Annotated in this window: 18 protein-coding genes and 1 pseudogene; 8 read left to right on the forward strand and 11 right to left on the reverse strand. The window is 70.4% G+C overall.

The window, feature by feature from the left end; translation table 11 throughout:
* The first annotated feature begins 99 nt into the window (after positions 1–99).
* A complete protein-coding gene (gene glgC, locus AWC24_RS20810) occupies positions 100–1314 on the forward strand; it encodes a glucose-1-phosphate adenylyltransferase (RefSeq protein ID WP_085088907.1) in 1215 nt (404 codons plus the stop codon).
* Between the two features lie 28 nt (positions 1315–1342).
* On the opposite strand, the pseudogene AWC24_RS23455 reads toward glgC, so the two are convergent.
* From AWC24_RS23455 to AWC24_RS20840, 6 genes and pseudogenes are all read right to left on the reverse strand, one after another.
* Positions 1343–2251: pseudogene (locus AWC24_RS23455) on the reverse strand (DUF2599 domain-containing protein); the annotation flags it as partial.
* A 517-nt stretch (positions 2252–2768) separates the two neighbouring features.
* Positions 2769–3443 carry a methyltransferase family protein gene (locus tag AWC24_RS20820; RefSeq protein WP_085088911.1) on the reverse strand — a complete coding sequence of 225 codons (675 nt, stop codon included), beginning with the start codon at positions 3441–3443 and terminating at the stop codon, positions 2769–2771.
* A 10-nt stretch (positions 3444–3453) separates the two neighbouring features.
* A complete protein-coding gene (locus tag AWC24_RS20825) occupies positions 3454–5091 on the reverse strand; it encodes an ABC transporter permease (protein ID WP_174813627.1) in 1638 nt (545 codons plus the stop codon).
* Complete coding sequence (locus AWC24_RS20830; RefSeq protein WP_085088913.1) at positions 5088–5993, reverse strand: ABC transporter ATP-binding protein; 906 nt, start codon at positions 5991–5993, stop codon at positions 5088–5090. Before AWC24_RS20830 ends, AWC24_RS20825 begins: the two co-directional genes overlap by 4 nt.
* Positions 5983–6609 (reverse strand): TetR/AcrR family transcriptional regulator, encoded by a 627-nt coding sequence (locus AWC24_RS20835; protein WP_085088916.1) that lies wholly within the window; start codon positions 6607–6609, stop codon positions 5983–5985. The genes AWC24_RS20830 and AWC24_RS20835 overlap by 11 nt, the downstream gene beginning before the upstream one ends.
* Before the next feature lie 66 nt (positions 6610–6675).
* Positions 6676–7344 carry an O-methyltransferase gene (locus AWC24_RS20840; protein ID WP_085088918.1) on the reverse strand — a complete coding sequence of 223 codons (669 nt, stop codon included), beginning with the start codon at positions 7342–7344 and terminating at the stop codon, positions 6676–6678.
* Positions 7345–7536: 192 nt separating this feature from the next.
* On the opposite strand from AWC24_RS20840, the gene sigE reads away from it, so the two are divergent.
* The 4 genes from sigE to tatB all read left to right on the forward strand — a co-directional run bounded on the left by sigE (position 7537) and on the right by tatB (position 10861).
* Positions 7537–8331: an RNA polymerase sigma factor SigE gene (gene sigE / locus AWC24_RS20845; RefSeq protein ID WP_085088920.1), complete on the forward strand. Its 795-nt coding sequence runs from the start codon at positions 7537–7539 to the stop codon at positions 8329–8331.
* A gap of 125 nt (positions 8332–8456) precedes the next feature.
* A complete protein-coding gene (rseA, locus tag AWC24_RS20850) occupies positions 8457–8864 on the forward strand; it encodes an anti-sigma E factor RseA (protein ID WP_085089145.1) in 408 nt (135 codons plus the stop codon).
* A gap of 83 nt (positions 8865–8947) precedes the next feature.
* On the forward strand, positions 8948–10447 hold the full coding sequence (gene htrA / locus AWC24_RS20855) for a serine protease HtrA (protein ID WP_085088922.1): 1500 nt from the start codon (positions 8948–8950) through the stop codon (positions 10445–10447).
* A gap of 12 nt (positions 10448–10459) precedes the next feature.
* Positions 10460–10861, forward strand: coding sequence for a Sec-independent protein translocase protein TatB (gene tatB, locus AWC24_RS20860; protein WP_085088924.1), 402 nt, complete (start codon positions 10460–10462; stop codon positions 10859–10861).
* Between the two features lie 5 nt (positions 10862–10866).
* Here the strand turns inward: tatB and AWC24_RS20865 are convergent, their stop codons facing one another.
* The 4 genes from AWC24_RS20865 to AWC24_RS20880 form a co-directional block, all read right to left on the reverse strand.
* Positions 10867–12021, reverse strand: a complete 1155-nt coding sequence (locus AWC24_RS20865) for an Mrp/NBP35 family ATP-binding protein (RefSeq protein WP_085088926.1) — start codon at positions 12019–12021, stop codon at positions 10867–10869.
* 49 nt (positions 12022–12070) lie between these two features.
* Positions 12071–13444, reverse strand: a complete 1374-nt coding sequence (locus AWC24_RS20870) for a lytic transglycosylase domain-containing protein (protein ID WP_085088928.1) — start codon at positions 13442–13444, stop codon at positions 12071–12073.
* A gap of 117 nt (positions 13445–13561) precedes the next feature.
* Positions 13562–14083: a DUF1003 domain-containing protein gene (locus tag AWC24_RS20875; protein ID WP_085088930.1), complete on the reverse strand. Its 522-nt coding sequence runs from the start codon at positions 14081–14083 to the stop codon at positions 13562–13564.
* The gene (locus tag AWC24_RS20880; protein WP_085088932.1) at positions 14080–15378 is read right to left on the reverse strand and encodes a magnesium transporter MgtE N-terminal domain-containing protein; all 1299 of its coding nucleotides are present in this window, start codon (positions 15376–15378) and stop codon (positions 14080–14082) included. Before AWC24_RS20880 ends, AWC24_RS20875 begins: the two co-directional genes overlap by 4 nt.
* A gap of 24 nt (positions 15379–15402) precedes the next feature.
* Here AWC24_RS20880 and AWC24_RS20885 point away from each other — a divergent pair, with 24 nt between their 5' ends.
* On the forward strand, positions 15403–16371 hold the full coding sequence (locus AWC24_RS20885) for an HpcH/HpaI aldolase/citrate lyase family protein (protein ID WP_085088934.1): 969 nt from the start codon (positions 15403–15405) through the stop codon (positions 16369–16371).
* Between the two features lie 37 nt (positions 16372–16408).
* Here the strand turns inward: AWC24_RS20885 and AWC24_RS23400 are convergent, their stop codons facing one another.
* Positions 16409–17077 carry a DUF4190 domain-containing protein gene (locus AWC24_RS23400; RefSeq protein ID WP_085088936.1) on the reverse strand — a complete coding sequence of 223 codons (669 nt, stop codon included), beginning with the start codon at positions 17075–17077 and terminating at the stop codon, positions 16409–16411.
* Between the two features lie 95 nt (positions 17078–17172).
* Between AWC24_RS23400 and AWC24_RS20895 the strand changes: the two genes are divergently transcribed.
* Together AWC24_RS20895 and AWC24_RS20900 are read left to right on the forward strand one after the other, a co-directional pair.
* Complete coding sequence (locus tag AWC24_RS20895; RefSeq protein WP_085088938.1) at positions 17173–17697, forward strand: YflT domain-containing protein; 525 nt, start codon at positions 17173–17175, stop codon at positions 17695–17697.
* Positions 17698–17770: 73 nt separating this feature from the next.
* On the forward strand, positions 17771–19189 hold the full coding sequence (locus tag AWC24_RS20900; RefSeq protein ID WP_085088940.1) for an ABC transporter substrate-binding protein: 1419 nt from the start codon (positions 17771–17773) through the stop codon (positions 19187–19189).
* Positions 19190–19196 lie beyond the last annotated feature (7 nt).

The raw sequence follows: 19196 nt of genomic DNA on the forward strand, positions 1-19196 counted from the left end.
GGGCGGGCGCGCGGCGGATGACCCGGCGATGGGCACGAACCGGGCACCAATCGTGCGGTCCACTGGCAGGTCCTCAAAACGGCCGATAGGTTTGGGGCTATGAGGGAAGCGCCGCATGTGCTGGGCATCGTGCTGGCCGGGGGAGAGGGCAAGCGGCTGCACCCGCTGACCGTCGACCGGGCCAAGCCGGCTGTTCCCTTCGGCGGCGCCTACCGGCTCATCGATTTCGTGCTGTCGAATCTGGTCAATGCGCGGTACCTGCGGATCTGCGTTCTGACGCAGTACAAGTCGCACTCGCTGGACCGGCACATCTCGCAGAACTGGCGGCTGAGCGGCCTGGCGGGGGAGTACATCACCCCGGTGCCGGCCCAGCAGCGGCTGGGGCCGCGCTGGTACACCGGGTCGGCCGATGCCATCTATCAGTCGTTGAACCTGATCTTCGACGAAGACCCGGAATACATCGTGGTTTTCGGCGCCGACCACGTGTACCGGATGGACCCCGAACAGATGGTGCGCTTCCACATCGACAGCGGCGCCGGTGCGACGGTCGCCGGGGTGCGGGTGCCGCGCGCGGAGGCGACGTCGTTCGGCTGTATCGACGCCGACGAGTCCGGGCGGATCCGCAACTTCGTGGAGAAGCCGGCGAACCCGCCGGGCACGCCGGACGACCCGGACAGCACCTACGTCTCGATGGGCAACTACATCTTCACCACCAAGGTGCTCATCGACGCGATCCGCGCCGACGCCGACGACGACCACTCCGACCACGACATGGGCGGCGACATCATTCCGCGCCTGGTGACCGACGGCATGGCCGCCGTGTACGACTTCTCCGACAACGAGGTGCCCGGCGCCACCGAGCGGGACCGCGGCTACTGGCGCGACGTGGGAACCCTGGACGCGTTCTACGACGCCCACATGGATCTGGTGTCGGCGCACCCGGTTTTCAACCTGTACAACAAGCGCTGGCCGATCCACGGCGCGACCGAGAACCTGGCGCCGGCGAAATTCGTCAACGGCGGCACCGCGCAGGAGTCGGTGGTGGGCACGGGCAGTGTCATCTCGGCCGGCTCGGTGCGCAATTCGGTGTTGTCGTCCAACGTGGTGATCGACGACGGCGCGATCGTGGAGGACAGCGTCATCATGCCCGGGACCCGAGTGGGACGCGGCGCGGTGGTGCGCCACGCGATCCTGGACAAGAACGTGGTGGTCGGCCCGGGCGAGATGATCGGTGTCGACCTGGAGAAGGACCGCGAACGGTTCTCGATCAGCGCCGGCGGTGTGGTCGCCGTCGGCAAGGGCGTCTGGATCTGACGGCGATCGCCGGCGCGGGGCGCCGGGCCTAGAACGGTTCCTCGGCGCCGCCGGGGTTGCAGCCGTTGGCCAACATGCTCAGCGTGCTGACGACCGGACGCCACGGCTCCAGGTTCCAACTGGTCTTGCCGGGGAGAATGAACTCGGCGAACTGCCAGTGGCACAGGAACTGTTCGCGCATGCCGGAGGTGTTGGCGTCCGGGTTTCGGTTCACCACCTCCGACCAGGCCTGCTCACCTTGACGTAGCGTGCCGGTCTCGCCGGCCTCGGTCCGCCCGGTGTCGGTCGGATAGACCCGCAGGCTGGTGCCGCCGTCGTAGTCCACCCATTGGGTGCGCTCGACGTAGGGCGACGCACTGACGCCCGACGCGCCCAGCCAGCCGCCCGAGCCGCCGAGACCGCCGGCGCCGCCGGCGCCGCCGGCGCTACCCAGACCGCCGTCGCCGCCGCGGCCCAACAGCAGCCCGCCCGCGCCGCCGTCGCCACCGGCCCCGCCGTTGCCCGCCTCGACGTCCGCCCAGCCGGCACCGCCGTCACCGCCTGCGCCGCCGGTGCCGCCGGTGCCCAGCCACCAGCCGCCGGCTCCACCGGTTCCGCCGGTGCCCCCGTCACCGCCGAGATCGCCGGTGCCGCCGGCCCCGCCGGGGCCGCCGATGCCCATGAACCAGCCGCCGGCACCACCGTCGCCGCCGGTTCCACCGGTGGCGCCCAGACCGCCGGCCCCGCCGTGACCGAAGAACCCGCCGTCACCGCCGGCACCGCCCGCGCCGTCGATCCCGGCACCGCCGTTGCCGAACAGGAACCCACCGTCACCGGCGTCGCCGAACCCGCCCCACTGGCCGAACAGACTGTCGTTGACGCCGTCGAATCCGTCGATGCCATCGCCGATCAGGTCGCGGCCGAACAGCGTGATGAACGGCGCGTTGATCAGGTCGAGGCTGAACTCTCCGAACGGGCTGGTGATCCATTCCTGCAGGCCGGCGTGCAACGGCGCGTAGAAGAACTGGTCCAGCCACGCGGCGGCGTCAAAGGTCTGCCCCGGGCCCGGCAGCGCCAGCACCGCGTCGATCGTGGTGGAGAAGAACGCGTTGCTCGCCGGATCCAGTTGGTCCACCCAGGTCTGCGCCAACTCCATCAAGCTGCCCAGGTCGAGGCCGGGCTCGGTGGTGTCGACGGCCGCCATCGGCGCGACCAGGTCGATGGCCCAATCCCAGTCCGCCTGTGCGGGCGGGGCCGGCGTCATCGGGGTGATCCCGAGCAGGGCCGCGGCGCCCAGTGCGCCGGCCACCCGCCCGGCCGAAAGCGCCCGAATACCGCCGCCACTGCCTCGCCGGGGTGTGCGCATGGCTCGACCAGCCTCCCTGAATCACGTCGACAGTCACGTTGAGCGGCCGCGTTTAACAGCCTGTGCTTAGGGAACTGTAAGCCAAGGTGGCTAAAAAGTGGAATGTTGACTACCAGAAATACGGAATCAGGCGGTAGCGGACTTTCTCGGTGTACTCCCGGTAGCCACTGAGCTCAGCGGTGAGCAGTTGCTCCTCGTCCCGGATCCGCAGCACCAGCAGCGCCAGTCCGGGCAGCAGGAACACCAGCCCCCAGTAGGAGCCGAGCGCCAACGGAGTCCCGATCATCAGCAGGACGTTGCCGGTGTACATCGGGTGCCGCACCCACGCGTACAGCCCGGTGGAGACCAGCGTCTGGCCCGCTTCCACGGTGACGTTGGCGGCCGCGTAGCCGTTCTGGATGACCACCACCATGGCGGCCCCGAGCCCGATCGCCACCAGCGCATCGCCGAGCAGGCACACCGGTGTCGGCACCGCCGACCAGCCGAAGCGGTGATCGAGGGCGCTGAGCACGAACATGGCCGCGAAGCAGATGAACACGGCGGTGATCACCCGCCGTTGCAGCGGTCGGCTCTCGGCCCGCGGGCCGACCTGCATTCGCCGTTGCAGCGCAGCGGGATTGGTGCGCATCAGATAGATGCTGGGAATCCAGGTGGACGCCGCGAACACCGCGAGGAACACCCACGCCTGCCAGTAGTGCAGCGTTCCGGCCGGCACGAACAGCAGCACGCCGAACACCACCAGCCCCAACGACGCGGTAACCAGTCCCTTGCCGACAGTCTTCACGGTTGCCTCCTCAGGAGTTGAGGTCTCTGCGGCGAAAAGCCCAGGCGCCCAGCCCGATCAGCGATGCATCGATCACCAGCAGCACCGCCAGCGGCACGACGCTGAATCCGCTGCTGACCAGCGGAACATGGCCGAACGGCTCGAGGTCGAGGAGCCACTGCGGCAATCCGGCGATGGTGCCCAACAGATACAGCGCGACGAACCAGATCAGCACCGCCCAGGCGGCGGGAGCGAATCGGGGCGCGAGTCCGAACAGCAGCACCGCCACCGCCGCGGGCAACCACACCGCTGGCAGTTGCACCGCGGCGCTGCCCACCGCGGTGGCCAGCTGCCCGCCGACGTCACCGGAGGCCGTCCCGTAGACGGTCCCGGCCACCACTCCGGCGGCCAGCATGGCTATCGCCGACCCGGCCAGTGCGATCACCAGATGGCTTGCCAGCCAACGATTCCGGCAAAGCGATCCGGCCAGCACGGTCTCGGCGCGCGCGGTGGACTCCTCCTGGTGCAGCCGCAGCACCAGCGACACCGCGAAGGCCGCGGCGACCATGCCCAACATGGCGAACGCCACCGCGATGAACGCCTGCTCGAGCGCTGCGGTGCCACCGAGCCGGATGACGATGTCGCGGGCGCTGTCGCTGCCGACCTCGTCGCCGATGCCGTGCGTCACGCTGCCGACCAGCAGCCCGTAGAGCACCAGACCGGTCGTCCACAGCAGCAGCGCGCCGCGATCGAGCCGCCACGCCAGCCCGAACGCCCCGGCCAGCGTCGGCGCCGCCCGGCGCGGCCCCGGACGATCGGTCAGCAGTCCGGCGCCGACATCCCGGCGGGCCGCGAGGCGGTAGGCCAGCCAGGTCAGCGCGACCGTCGTCGCCAGATGCAGCAGCAGCACCCACCACCGCTCACCGGCGTAGGGACGTACCTGCAACGACCAGCCGAGCGGGGAGAGCCACGACAGGACGCCGGATCCGGCGTCGCCGAGCGCCCGCAACGTGAAAGCCGCGGCCAGCACGCCGAACGCGGCACCGCGGGCGAACCGGGCGCCGGGGGACAACTGCGCGGCAACGGCTGCGACGGCCGCGAACACCAGCCCCGAGCAGGCCAGCGCCGCCCCGAACGCCCACGACCCCGCGGCCGGCACGTCGGTGGTGAGCAGGCCCGCCGCCCCGATGACGCCGGTGAGCACCGACGCCCCGAACGCCAGCAGCAGCGCGCCGGTCAGGCCGGCGTATCGGCCCACCGCGGTCGAGTCGATCAGCTCGGTGCGGCCGGACTCCTCGTCGGCGCGGGTGTGCCGGATGACGGTCAGGATCACCGCGACCGCGATGAGCAGATGGAAGATCCCGGCCTTCCAGATGCCCACGGCACCGAGGGTGTCGTTGTAGACAGGGCCGTAGACCGCGCGCTGCGCCGGGCTGGCCATGATGGTCGCCGCCAGACCGGCGCGGTCGGCCGCGGTGGGGTAGACGGCGGCCACGCTGGCGATGTAGACGCCGGCCAACGGCAGCGACAACAGCAGCACCCACAGCGGCGCGACGACGCGGTCGCGGCGCAGATAGAGCCGGAGCATGCCGAGGGCGCCGGTGAACTCCGGGCCGCGCCGGAAGGGCCCGGATGCCGGCGGCGCCTGCGGCACAGCGGCGGTGGTCATGCCCGCGCCGTGTCGTAGTGCCGCAGGAAGAGCTCCTCGAGGGTGGGCGGCCGGCTGGTGAGGCTGCGTACCCCGGCGGCGCCGAGCACGGCGATCAGGTCAGCGAGACTGGCGCTGTCGACCTGCGCGTGCAGCACGGTGCCGTGGTAGCGCACGTCGGCGACGCCCGGGATGCGGGTGAGATCGCCCGGATCGCGCATCAGGTCGGCTTGGATCGACGTGCGGTGCAAGTGGCGCAGCGAATCCAGCGAGCCGCTCTCGATGACGCGTCCGGCCCGGATGATCGTCACCCGCTGGCACAGCGCTTCGGTCTCGGCCAGGATGTGGCTCGACAGCAACACGGTGGCCCCGCGACGGCTCGCCTCGGCCACGCACTGCTGGAACACGTTCTCCATCAACGGGTCCAGGCCGCTGCTGGGCTCGTCGAGCAGCAACAGCCGGGCGTGCGAGGAGAAGGCCGAGATCAGCGACACCTTCTGGCGGTTGCCCTTCGAATAGGTGCGGGCCTTCTTGGTCGGGTCCAGGTCGAAGCGCTCGATCAACTCGTCACGGCGCCGCTCATCGATTCCGCCGCGCATCCGGGCGAGCAGGTCGATGATCTCGCCGCCGGACAGCGATGGCCACAACGTGACATCGCCGGGCACGTAGGCGATCTCACGGTGCAGGTCGACCGCGTCGGTCCACGGGTCCCCGCCCAGCAGGCGCACGGTTCCGCCGTCGGCTCGCACCAACCCCAGCAGGATGCGGATGGTGGTGGACTTGCCGGCGCCGTTGGGGCCGAGGAAGCCGTGCACCTCGCCGCCGTGCACCGTCAGATCCAGTCCGTCGAGTGCGGTGACCGGACCGAATCTCTTCTGCAGTCCCCGGACTTCGATGGCCGGCCAACGGTTCTCAGGTCGCATCGGTCTCCCTCTCCAAGAAGGCGTCGTACATGGTGCGGTCGGTCAACAGGCCCTCGGTGTAGATCTCGAGCGACGGCAGCACCATGTCGCGGGAGTAGTCGCGCAACACCGCACGCAGATCCGTCGGGTTCTCGTGCATCCGCAGGTACAGCAGGAAGGCGCCCCCGCCGGTGATCGCCACGTAGCGGGCCCTGGCCTTGGGGTCGCGGCTGGGTTTGAGGGTGCCGGCCCGCACGCCCTCGTCCAGGTATGACTCGGCGTTGTCGACCATCCGGCGCCACAGCGTGGTGGCCAGTTCACCGCCGGACTGCATGGTGCGCACCAGGTAGGCCATCACCGATGCGTAGGTCTCGATTTCGGCCATCGCGGCGAACCAGGTCGCCGGGTCGGCGGACTGCATCGCCTCGGATTTGCCGCTGCGGATCTCTTCGGCGACGAACTCGTCGCAGGCCCGGCGCAGCCCGTCTTTGGAGCCGAAGTGGTGGATGACCAGGGCCGCGCTCACCCCGGCGGCCTCGGCGATCGCCCGGATGCTCACCCCGAAGCCGTGTCGGCCGAACTGCTCGATCGCCGCGTCCCGGATTTTCGCGCTGGCCGTCAGGTCCGCTGAACGCATGTTCAATAGACTAAACGCGCGTTCAGTCCGGCGTCAACCAGCTGGCGGGAGCGCGCGTGGGCAGGGTCAGTCGCGGACGGCGGCCAGCAGTCCGTCGCCCAGCGGGATCAGCGCCGGCGTCAAGCGCTCGTCCTCGGCGATCAGCCGGGCCGCTTCGCGCACCGCGACCACCTCGGCGTCGTTGGCCGCGGGGTCTCCGGCCCGGCCGCCCAGCGCGGCCCGGTGCATGACCACCACCCCGCCGGGCCGCAGCAGCCGCACGGCCTCCAGCACGTAGTCGGGCTGGTCGATCGGGTCGGCGTCGATGAAGACCAGGTCGTAGGACTCGTCGGCGAGCCGGGTCAGCACCTCCTGGGCGCGGCCGCTGATGAACCGGGTCCGGCCCGGTCCGATACCGGCGTCCCCGAACGCCTGCTTGGCCGTGCGATGGTGCTCGGGCTCGATGTCGATCGTCGTCAGGACACCGTCCTCGCCCATGCCCGACAGCAGCCACAGCCCGCTGACGCCGGCCCCCGTACCGACCTCGACGACGGCCTTGCCGCCGCTGAGCTTGGTCAGCAGGCTCAGCAACGCGCCGACCGCGGCGCTGACCGACCCGACGCCGATCTCGCCGGCCCGGTCGCGGGCGGCCGCCAGCACCGCGTCCTCGGACATCGAGCCCTCGGCGTGTGCCAGGAGGGCGTCGGCCCGGCTGGGAGGCGGCTGCGGCCCGGAAGCGTCGTCGGTGCTGGCCATGTGCGCAGCGTAAGTCAAACCGCCGATCGGGGGTGCACAGGCTCGCCCGCGCGACACGCCCGGGATGGCGTCCGTGTCCGAACCGTTACCTGTCGTCGTAGCCGCACCATGCGGCCTATTCGAACACAAGTTCACAGTCGACGTTCAGGGCCGACACAGAGCCGACATACCGCGATAGGCAACGGTAGCGGCATGGAACGAGGTAGCAGCCAACCTCGAGGCACCCGGAATACGAGGGGCATGTCGCGCGTTGACCGCGATACCGCATTGCCGTCACCGGACGGCGGACCTGATACGGAGGACGTCACCATAACCACCCTGCTGCCCCCGGTCGCCATGTCGCACCCGACCACCCACTCGGACCGCTACTCCGACACCGACTGGGTCGAGCCGTCTGAGGAGCCGCAGGGGACCGCGGTCTTCGATGCCACCGGCGATGTGGCGGCCATGCCGTCCTGGGACGAGCTGGTGCGCCAGCACGCCGACCGGGTGTACCGGCTGGCCTACCGCCTGTCAGGCAACCAGCAGGACGCCGAGGACCTGACCCAGGACACCTTCATCCGGGTCTTCCGCTCGCTGCACAACTACCAGGCCGGGACGTTCGAGGGCTGGCTGCACCGCATCACCACGAACCTGTTCCTGGACATGGTGCGCAGGCGCGGCCGCGTCCGGATGGAAGCCCTGCCGGAGGACATGCTGGCCCGGGTTCCGGCCGATGAGCCCGACCCCGAGCAGATCTACCACGACGCGCGGCTGGATCCCGACCTGCAGGCGGCGCTGGACTCACTGGCGCCGGATTTCCGGGCGGCCGTCGTGCTGTGCGACATCGAGGGTCTGTCCTACGAAGAGGTCGGGGCCACCCTCGGGGTGAAGCTGGGCACCGTGCGCAGCCGTATCCACCGCGGCCGCCAGGCGCTGCGTGACTACCTCGCGAACCGCTCCGGCCAGCGTGACGGTGCCGCCTTCGGCGGTGTCGCGGCCGGCTGAATCTCGCCGCCGGCCGCCGGTTGCCGCGTTGGCGCCGGAACTCGCGCTACATTCTTATAAGGGCGATCCTTAATCAGGCGCATTTCGCTGCCGACGCCCTGGCGTGTGACGGAAGGAGACCGGTGGTGACGGACCGGGGAGGTGTCTTCCGTCGCGCGTTCTCCTGGCTTCCTTCGCAGTTCGCCTCGCAGAGTGACGTGCCGGTCGGCGCCCCGCGCCAGTTCGGCTCCACTGAGCACCTCTGCAGTGAGGCGATCGCCGCCTACGTCGACGGTGAGCTCCGGATGAACGCTCACCTGCGCGCCGCCCACCACCTGTCGCTGTGCTCCGACTGCGCCGCCGAAGTGGAGTATCAGGGTCGCGCCCGCTCGGCGCTGCGCGATTCGCACCCGATCCGGATCCCGTCCACACTGCTGGGCCTGCTGTCCCAGATCCCCGACTGCCCCACCGACTGTCCCCCCGATGAGCCGACGTCGCCGATGCCCGCCCGCTTCGCCGACGGCAAGCCGCAAGATCGCCGTAAACGTCGGTAAGGTGGATGCGACGCGGCGTCAGCGCCGAAGTAGCGCTTCGCCTGCGGCGCCTGGAAGCCGACGCGGGACCGGAAGAGGAATAGGTGAGTTCCAACAACGAGAACGCCGGCGGTAACCGCCTGGCGCCGCGGCCCGTCTACCGGCCCCCCGTGGACAACGCCTCCCAGAAGGCCTTCGGCCGTCCCGCCGGGGTGCCCGGGTCGTTCATCCCGGCCGAGGTGCGGCCCAAGAAATATCGCGAGCAGGGCGAATTCACCCCGCGTGACCTGCCGCCGGACCCGGTGCTCAGGGAGGCGTTCAGCCGCCCTTTCGGCTCCGGCCCCTCGCTGCAGCGGCATCCCGCCGACGCCGGCGCGCTGCAGCGCAACGGCAAGCCGGACGAGTTCACCGAGACCGACGACCCGTGGCGTGACCCGGCAGCCGGTGCCGCGCTCGGCGGGCCGGCCGTGGTTCCGCCCGCGCCGCTGGCGCGCGGAGAAGTGGGCGGCCGGCTCGGTGTGCGGGACGTGCTGTTCGGTGACCGGATCTCCTACCGTGCGCTGGCCACGCTGGCCGCGATCGCGCTGGCGATCGGCTTGGTCGGCGGCTGGGTCGGGCGGACCACCGCGCAGGTCGTCGAGGCGTTCACCTCCTCGAAGGTGACGCTGTCGACCAAGGGCAACGCCGAGGAGCCGGCGGGACGGTTCGCCAAGGTGGCCGAAGCCATCGCCAATTCCGTGGTGACCATCGAGTCCGTCAGCGACGACCAGGGCATGCAGGGCTCCGGCGTCGTCATCGACGGCAAGGGCTACATCGTCACCAACAACCACGTGATCTCCGAGGCCGCCAACAACCCCAGCAAGTTCAAGACCACCGTGGTGTTCAACGACGGCAAAGAGGTGCTGGCCAACCTGGTCGGCCGCGACCCGAAGACCGACCTGGCCGTGCTCAAGGTCGACAACGTCGACAACTTGTCGGTGGCCCGTCTCGGTGACTCCGACAAGATCCGGGTCGGTGACGAGGTGATCGCCGCGGGTGCTCCGTTGGGCCTGCGCAGCACCGTGACGCACGGCATCATCAGCGCCGTGCACCGGCCGGTGCCGCTGTCCGGCGACGACTCCGACACCGACACCGTCATCGACGCGGTGCAGACCGACGCCTCGATCAACCACGGCAACTCCGGTGGCGCGCTGATCGACATGGACGCGCAGCTGGTCGGGATCAACACCGCCGGAAAGTCGTTGTCCGACAGTGCGAGCGGTCTGGGATTCGCGATCCCGGTCAATGAGATGAAGATCGTGGCCGAAGCACTGATCAGGGACGGCAAGATCGTGCACCCCTCGCTGGGGCTGAGCGCGCGGTCGGTGAGCAACGCCCTCGCGTCGGGTGCGCAGATCGCCAACGTCAAGGTCGGCAGCCCGGCGGAGAAGGGCGGCATCCTGGAGAACGACGTGGTGGTCAAGATCGGTGACCGTACCGTCGCCAACGCCGACGAATTCGTGGTGGCGGTGCGCAATCTGACCATCGGTAAGGAAGCGCCCGTCGAGGTGGTCCGCGATGGGCGCCATGTGACGCTGATGGTGACCCCCACCCCCGACGGTTAGCAGCTCGCCTCGATGTTCGCGAATGTCGGCTGGGGCGAGATGCTGGTCCTCGTGGTGCTCGGTTTGGTGATCCTGGGCCCGGAGCGGCTGCCCGGAGCCATCCGATGGACCGCCGGCGCGTTGCGACAGGCCCGCGAGTACGTCACCAACGCCACCGATCAGCTGCGCGACGAGATGGGCCCCGAGTTCGAAGATCTGCGTGAGCCGCTGAGCGAGTTGCAGAAACTGCGCGGGATGACGCCGCGGGCGGCCCTGACCAAGCATCTGCTCGACGGCGACGACTCGCTGTTCACCGCGGTCAGTTCACTGGCCGAGGATCCGCGCACCGTGGCACCGGCGCCGGCCGTGACGCCCAAGCCTGCCCTGACGCCCAAGCCTGCCGGACCGGCCCCGTTCGATTCCGACGCGACCTAGCGGGATCAGCGCTGGGTGCTGCCGGTGTTGAGGCCCAGCGACATCCCCACCAATCCGCGACCGCGAGTGGCCAGCTGCTCGGCGATGCTGCGCAACTCCTTGCCGGCCACCGAATCCGGCGAGAGCACCACCGGCGATCCGGAGTCGCCGCCGGTCACCATCTCGCTGTCGATCGGCACCTGGCCCAGCAGTGGGACGTCGCGGCCCATCGCCCGGGTCAGCCGCTCGGCGACCTGCTCGCCGCCGCCCTCGCCGAACAGGTGCATGGTCGATCCGTCGGGCATGGCCAGCCCGGCCATGTTCTCGACCACGCCGACGACCTGCTGGCGGGTCTGCAGGGCGATCGCCCCGGCCCGCTCGGCCACCTCGGCGGCCGCCTGCTGCGGGGTGGTCACCACCAGGATCTCGGCGGGCGGAACCAATTGGGCCACCGAGATCGCGATGTCACCGGTGCCCGGCGGCAGGTCCAGCAGCAGCACGTCCAGGTCGCCCCAGTAGACGTCGGCGAGGAATTGCTGCAGCGCGCGGTGCAGCATCGGGCCGCGCCACACCACCGGGGTGTTGCCCTTGGTGAACATCGCGATCGAGATCACCTTCACGCCGTAACCGATCGGCGGCATGATCATCGAGTCGACCTGCGTGGGCAGCGCCGTGACGCCCATCATCCGCGGCACCGAGTGGCCGTAGATGTCGGCGTCGAGCACCCCCACCGACAGGCCGCGCTCGGCCATCGCGACCGCGAGATTGACGGTGACACTGGATTTTCCGACGCCACCCTTGCCCGAGGCGATCGCATAGACCTTGGTCAGGGAACCCGGTTGGGCGAACGGGATGACGGGTTCCTTGGCGTCGCCGCGCAACTGTTTGCGCAACTCGGCGCGCTGCTCGTCGCTGAACACGTCCAGGCTCACCTTGACCGGGCCGGTGCCGGGCACATCGTTGACCGCGCGGGTCACCATGTTGGTGATCTCGGCTTTCATCGGACAGCCGGCGATGGTCAGGTAGATCGTGACGTGCACGCTGTGGTCGTCGGCGATCTCGATGCTCTTGACCATGCCGAGCTCGGTGATCGGACGCTGAATGTCGGGGTCCAACACGGTGCCCAACGCGGCGTAGATCGCGTCGTGTAGGGCTGCGGTGTCGTCTGGTGTCTTGGACATCGCAATCGAGTCTAGGCCAGCGGCTCGTGCCCCTGAATTGTGATGTCGGTCAGGCCGGCGGGCCGGGCTGCGCACCGTCCGGCGGTGCCGGGATCGGCGGTGCCTGGGGCGGCAGTGCCGCCGGGTCCGCCGGGGGAGCCGGCGCGACAGCGTAGGCCGGCATCGGCGCGGGTGGCGGGGGTGGCGCCTCCGGCGGGCCGAATGGCGCCGGCGGGCCGAACGGTGCGGGGGCGCCGAACGGCGCCGGGGGACCGAACGCCTCCGGCGGGCCGGACGGCGCCGGGGGGACCGATGCCCCCGGCGCTGCAGCCTGCGGCTCCAGGCAGATCATCCGGCAGGCCGCCGACGGGCGTGGCAACTGCTGCTGCTGTTGCTCGGCGGCGTTCATCCAGGGCGCGAGCCAGGGCAGGTTCGCCATCGGGCCGTCCGCGCCCGACTGCCCCAGGTTGATCAGCGACGATCCGGCGGTCTCGTGGACCGGCGACAAGCCGTGCATGCTGAGCGACTCCGGGCCCAACCCCTCCGGGTGCTCCAGATGCTCCAGGTGCAGGTCGGCGATCGGCGGCGCCGGCCCGATGATCGGCGGCAGATCGACCGGGGCCACCCCGGTGGCGTAGGCCGCCGCCCAGCCCATCACGTTCTCCGCATAGGCCATCGAGTTGTTGTAGCGCAGGATCGCGGTCAGCACCTGGGAGTGTTCGCGCAGGTTGAGCCCGCCGCTGCACAGGTACCGTGCGGCCGCCAGCGTCGCGTCGTAGACGTTCTGCGGGTCGGCTTTGCCGTCGCCGTCGCCGTCGGCGGCGTAGCGTGACCAGGTCCCGGGCAGGAACTGCATCGGGCCCATGGCCCGGGCGTAGACCACCCGTCCGGGGCCACTGCTGGCCACGATGACTTCGTTTCCGGGCAGCGACCCGTCCAGTGACGGCCCGTAGATCGGCTGCAGCGCGGTGCCGCGCGCGTCGGTGGCGCCGCCGTTGGCATGTCCGGACTCGATGCGGCCGATTCCTGCCAGCAGATTCCAGCTGACCCCGCACCCCGGGGCCGCGACGGCCATCTGGTGCTCGGCGTTGCGGTAGGCCGCCAGCGCGGTTTTGGGGATTCCCAGGGTGCCCGGCGCGTAGACGACCGCGGCCGGCGGCGCCGACGGGGCGCCCGCGGCGACGTGCAGATTCGGTTGTGGGCGCTGCACCGCGACGACGGCCGGACCCGACGAGGTGTCGATGGCGGCTGCCAGCGGCGTCACCGCGGCACTGCGCAGCGGAAGCGAGGTCGACGGGGAGCGCGGTGTTGCGCCCACGGCCCCGGCGAACACCAGCGGGGTGATGAAGGTCAGACCGAATGCCGGGCGCAGCGCGGCACGCGCCGCCCGCCGCCACCTGGCCGCGCGCGACGGGTGTTCGGCTTCGCCGCCCCCTGTAGGCACTCGACCGCCCCTTGTCCGCCGTTATCAAGCCTTGATGAAACCGTCTTGGCTTCGTGAACTAGGTCACCATACCCAACACTGGTCCCGCCGGTGTCGGTTATGCCGGTCCGCACGAGGTCAAACCGGGCGGCCGGTCCCGGGGTCTCCGCCGGTGGGCTCCGGCCTGGGACGCAATTCGTCGAGCAGTTCGCGGACCCGCTCGAGCTCATGGTGCAGGTAATCGCGGGTGGCGACCTCCCCGACCGCCAACCGCAACGACGCCAGTTCCCGGGCCAGGTATTCGGTGTCGGCCTTGGTCTGGGCGGCGCGCCGGCGGTCTTCATCCAGGCTGACCCGGTCGCGGTTCTCCTGCCGGTTCTGGGCCAGCAGGATCAGCGGCGCGGCGTAGGCGGCCTGGGTGGAAAACGCCAGGTTGAGCAGGATGAAGGGGTAGGGGTCCCACTTCAGGCTGACCGCGTAGACGTTCAGCACGATCCAGCCCACCACCAGCAGCGTCTGGATGGCCAGGTAGCGCCCGGTGCCGAAGAACCGTGCCACCGACTCGGTGAACCGGCCCAGCGCGTCGGGGTCCATCCGCAGGCTGGGGAGGCGCGAGGTGCGCGGGGTGGAGAGCCGCTGCAGTGGCGAGCGCTCGGTCACGACGGCCTCCCGGCGAGTTTGGGCCCCAGGTCCGGCTCGGGCGTTTCGCGCCAGTCATGCGGCAGCAGGTGATCCAGCACGTCGTCGACGGTCACCGCCCCCAACAGGTGATTCTGTTCGTCGAGCACCGGGCCGCAGACCAGGTTGTAGGCGGCGAAATAGCGGGTCAGCTCGGCCAGCGAGACTTCGGCGTTCAGCGCCGGCAGGTCGGAGTCGACGATCCCGCCGATGAGCTCGGCCGGCGGCACCCGCAGCAGCCGCTGCAGCGGCACGCAGCCCAGATAGTGGCCGGTCGGGGTGGCGGTCGGCGGGCGCGTCACGAACACCAGCGACGACAGCGCCGGGGTCAGGTCGGGGTCGCGCACGCGGGCCAGCGCCTCGGCGACCGAGGTGTCGGCGGTCAGCACCACCGGGTTGGACGTCATCAACCCGCCGGCGGTGTCGGGGGAGTGCTCCAGCAGGCGACGGACCGGATCGGAGTCGTCGGGGTCCATCCGCGCCAGCAGCAACTCCGCGTCGTTGGGGTTCATCGCCCCCAGCAGGTCGGCGGCGTCGTCGGGATCCATCTCCTCCAGGACATCGGCCGCGCGTTCGGTGCCCAGCTGGCCCAGCACCGCGGCCTGCCGCTCCTCGGGCAGTTCCTGCAGGATGTCGGCCAAGCGGCCGTTGTCCAGGGCGTTGATCACCTCGAAGCGCCGCTTGGGCGGCAGCTCGCGGATGGCGTCGGCCACCTCGATCGGCCGCCAGCCCTCGAACTGCTGCAGCAGCTGGGCCACGCCCTGTCCGGGCATGGCCAGCGCAGAGGGGGTCAGCCCCTGCACGTTGTGCCAGTCCACGATGTGCACGGCGGCGCGCCGGCCCAGCCGCCGCGAGTGGCGCACCGCGATCCGGGTCACCAGCCAGTCGCGGGTGCGGCTCTGCTCGATGGCCAGGTCGGTGATCGTCACGTCGACGCCGGCCAGCTCCGGCAGTTCGGGATCGGTGACCCGGACTTTGGTGTCCAGTACCTGTCCGAGCACCAGCACCTCACCGGGCCGCTGGGTGAACTTGCGCAGCGATACGGTTCCGGTGTTGAGGGTGACCGCGTTGGGCTCGATCGCCGCGACCCGGAGAATGGGTACGAAAATGCGTCTACGGGTTGGTAGTTCGACGACGAGGCCCAGAACGCGCGGCTGTTGACGCACGATGCTGAGGCTGACCACGACATCGCGGACCCGTCCCACGGATTCGCCGAACGGGCCCAGCACCAGCATCCGCGCCAGGCGCGCTGCGTAAACCCTGTTGCTCGACGCCATGGTTGAAAGGGTAGGAGTGTTTAGGTGACCAACGCATATCGCCCCCGCCGTACCTGCCTGTCGGTGCCCGGTAGCAGCCAGAAGATGATCGACAAGGCCAAGGGCCTGCCCGCGGACCAGATCTTCCTCGATCTGGAGGATGCCGTGGCCCCCGACGCCAAGGAGCAGGCCCGCAGTCGGGTCGCCGAGGCGCTCACGGCATCGGACTGGCGTGCGCCGCTGCTGGGCGTGCGGGTCAACGACTGGACGACACCGTGGACGCACGCCGACCTGATCGAGGTGGTCTCGGCCGTCGGCGCCGCCGGTACCCGGCTCGACGTGATCGTGTTGCCGAAGGTGTCCGAGGCATCCCATGTGCAGGCCCTGGATCTGTTGCTGACCCAGCTCGAGACCGTCCACGGCCTGCCGGTCGGCCAGATCGGCGTCGACGCCCAGATCGAGGACGCCCGCGGGCTGACCAACATCAACGCAATCGCCGCCGCCCCCCGGGTGCAGGCGCTGGTGCTGGGCCCGGCCGACCTGATGGCCAGCCTCAACACCCGCACGCTGGAGGTCGGCGAGCAACCCGAGGGCTACACCGAGGGCGACGCATATCACCACGTGCTGATGACGATCCTGGTCGCCGCGCGCGCCCACGGGATCGCCGCCGTCGACGGGCCCTACCTGAAGGTTCGCGACGTCGAGGCGTTCCGGCGGGTGGCCGGGCGTTCGGCCGCCCTGGGTTTCGACGGCAAATGGGTGTTGCACCCCGACCAGATCGCGGCGGGCAACGAGATCTTCAGTCCGCGGCAGGGCGAGTACGACCATGCCGAGCTGATCCTGGAGGCCTACGCGTGGCACACCTCGCAGGCCGGCGGTGCTCGCGGCGCGGTGATGCTCGGCGACGAGATGCTCGACGAGGCCAGCCGCAAGATGGCGCTGGTGGTGGCGGGCAAGGGCCGGGCGGCCGGGATGCGCCGCGAGGCCGAGCCGTTCACGCCGCCGTCGGCCTAGCGGTCTGCCCGGCTGGGCGCCTACCTCTGCGCGGGGCTCAATTCAGGGCGATCATCGCCAGGACGAACGAGAGCACCACCGCCGCACCGCCGACCGCGGTGCCGGCCACCGCCATGCCGTGGCCGGCTTCACCGGTGCGCTTGATCTGGCCCAGGGCGATCACACCCAGCGTGGCGCCGACGATGGCCAGCGGCCAGAACAGCAGGCCCAGCAGCGCGACCACCAGGGAACAGACCGCCACGATGTTGGTCTTCTGCGGCTGGCCCGGGTTGAAGTAGCCGCCCGGGTAGGGCGTGCCGTAGCCCTGCGGCGAATACCCGGGAGGTGCGCCGTAGCCCGGCGGGTAACCGGGAGGCGTGCCCGGATAGTCGGCCGGCGCGCCGTAGCCCGGTGGTGTGCCGCTGCCCGGATAGTCGGCCGGCTGGCCATAGCCCGGTGGCGGATAGCCGCCCGGTGGCGGCGGCGGGGGAAATCCGCCGGTCGGCGGCGGCGGGTAGCCGCCGGCGGCCGAGGGTGGCGGAAATCCGCTCGGTGGGTAACCGGGTGGAGGGGCCTGCGGGTAACCGGGCGGTGGGGGAGGATAGCCCCCGTAGCCCGACGGGTTGGCCCAACCGCTCTGCTCGGGCCCGGGCGCACCCGCGTCGGGCCAGGGTTGGTCGGCATTGGGTCGTGGATTCTCGCCAGAATCCCCGCCGGGAGCTGTCATGCTGTTCAACCTAGCGGATGCATCGGGCACCGGACCCGCGCGGAGTGCCGGTCCGCCATCCCCGAAGTGTCCCGGAACGAGGAGAGAGAAACCCCATGACCAGCCCTTTTCAGTCCGGACAGGCGCCCGATCCGCTCGGTGCGGCGGCCGCGGGTCGGCGAGACGTGGCCCGGCTGCCCACACCGCCCAAAGGTTGGCCGATCGGGGCCTATCCCACCTACGCCGAGGCGCAGCGGGCAGTGGACTATCTGTCCGATCAACAGTTCCCGGTGCACCAGGTGACGATCGTCGGCGTCGACCTGATGCAGGTCGAACGGGTCACCGGTCGGCTCACCTGGCCCAAGGTGCTCGGCGGCGGGGTGTTGACCGGCGCTTGGCTGGGCCTGTTCATCGGCCTGGTGTTGGGCATCTTCAGCGAGAACCCGGCACAGGCGTTGGTGACCGGTCTGATCGCCGGGGTGTTCTTCGGCCTGATCACATCGTCGGTGCCCTACGCGATGGCCCGCGGCACAAGGGATTTCAGCTCGACCATGCAGCTGGTCGCGGGACGCTACGACGTGCTGTGCGACCCGCAGAGCGCCGAGCAGGGCCGGGACCTGTTGGCGAAGCTGACGCTCTGACTCCGCGTTGTTGCACAGCGCGGCCGACCGGCCTTACCGTTCTGGCACGGAACGGCAACGGGAGGCGGGTGGCGTGGCGAGTCGGCGCGGACGCGTTCGACGGCTGGGCGCGGCCGCGCTGGCGGTACTGACCGTCGTATCCGGGTCGGCCTGCGGTTGGGCCGGGCGCGATGACGACGGCCTGGTGGTCAGCGTGTACACCCCGGCCAACGACACCGCGACGTTCCGGGTGCTCGCCCAGCGCTGTACCGAACAGGCCGGTGGCCGCTACCGCGTCGAGCAGTTCAGCCTGCCGCGAGCCGCCGACGACCAGCGCCTACAACTGGCCCGCCGGCTCACCGGCAACGACCGCACGCTGGACGTCATGGGCCTGGATGTGGTGTGGACCGCGGAGTTCGCCGAGGCCGGCTGGGCGTTGCCGCTGTCGGACGACCCGGCCGGTGCGGCCGAGGCCGACGCCGTCGCCGACACCTTGCCGGGCCCGCTGGCGACCGCCCGCTGGCGACAGCGGCTCTATGCCGCCCCGATCATCACCAACACCCAACTGCTTTGGTACCGGCCGGATCTGATGGCCGCTGCGCCGTCGACCTGGGACACGATGGTCGCCGAGGCGGGCCGGTTGCGTGCCGCCGGTGAGCCGAGCTGGATCGCGGTGCAGGCCAAGCAGTACGAGGGGCTGGTGGTGTGGTTCAACACCTTGCTGGCAAGTGCGGGCGGCCGGGTGCTCGACGATGACGGCAAGACCGTCACGCTGACCGACACCGCCGAGCACCGGGCCGCCACCGTTGCGGCGCTGCGGATCATGCGGGCGGTGGCGACCGCTCCGGGTGCTGATCCGTCGATCACCCAAAGCGACGAGGGCACCGCTCGGCTGGCGTTTGAGCAGGGCAAGGCGGCGCTGGAGGTCAACTGGCCGTTCGTGCTGCCGTCGATGCTGGAGAACGCCGTCAAGGGCGGCGTCGCGTTCCTGCCGCTGGACCGGCGTCCGGATCTGGCCGGCACCATCAACGAGCTGGGCATGTTCGTCCCCAGCGACGCCCAGTACCGGATGGCCTACGAGGCCAGTCGCGGCGTGCTCGGGTTCGCGCCGTATCCGGCGGTGTCGCCCGGCCGGCCGGCCAAGGTGACCCTCGGCGGGCTGAACCTGGCGGTGGCCCGGACCACTCGGCATCGCGCCCAGGCGTTCGAAGCGGTGCGGTGCCTGCGCGACGTCGCCAACCAGAAGTACCTTGCGATCGACGGCGGGCTGCCCCCGGTGCGCGCCTCGCTGTACTCCGATCCGCAGCTGCAGGAGAAATACCCGCACCACAACCTGATTCGCGACCAGCTCACCGAAGCGGCGGTGCGTCCGGTCACGCCGGTCTATCAGGCGGTGTCGACGCGGATATCGGCGACGCTGGCGCCGATCACCGCGATCGATCCGGAGCGCACCGCCGACAAGCTCACCGCCGAGGTGCGCAAGGCCATCGACGGCAAGGGGCTGATCCCGTGAGCGGTGC

It is taken from the genome of Mycolicibacter senuensis, from assembly GCF_002101885.1.
Taxonomy (GTDB): domain Bacteria; phylum Actinomycetota; class Actinomycetes; order Mycobacteriales; family Mycobacteriaceae; genus Mycobacterium; species Mycobacterium senuense.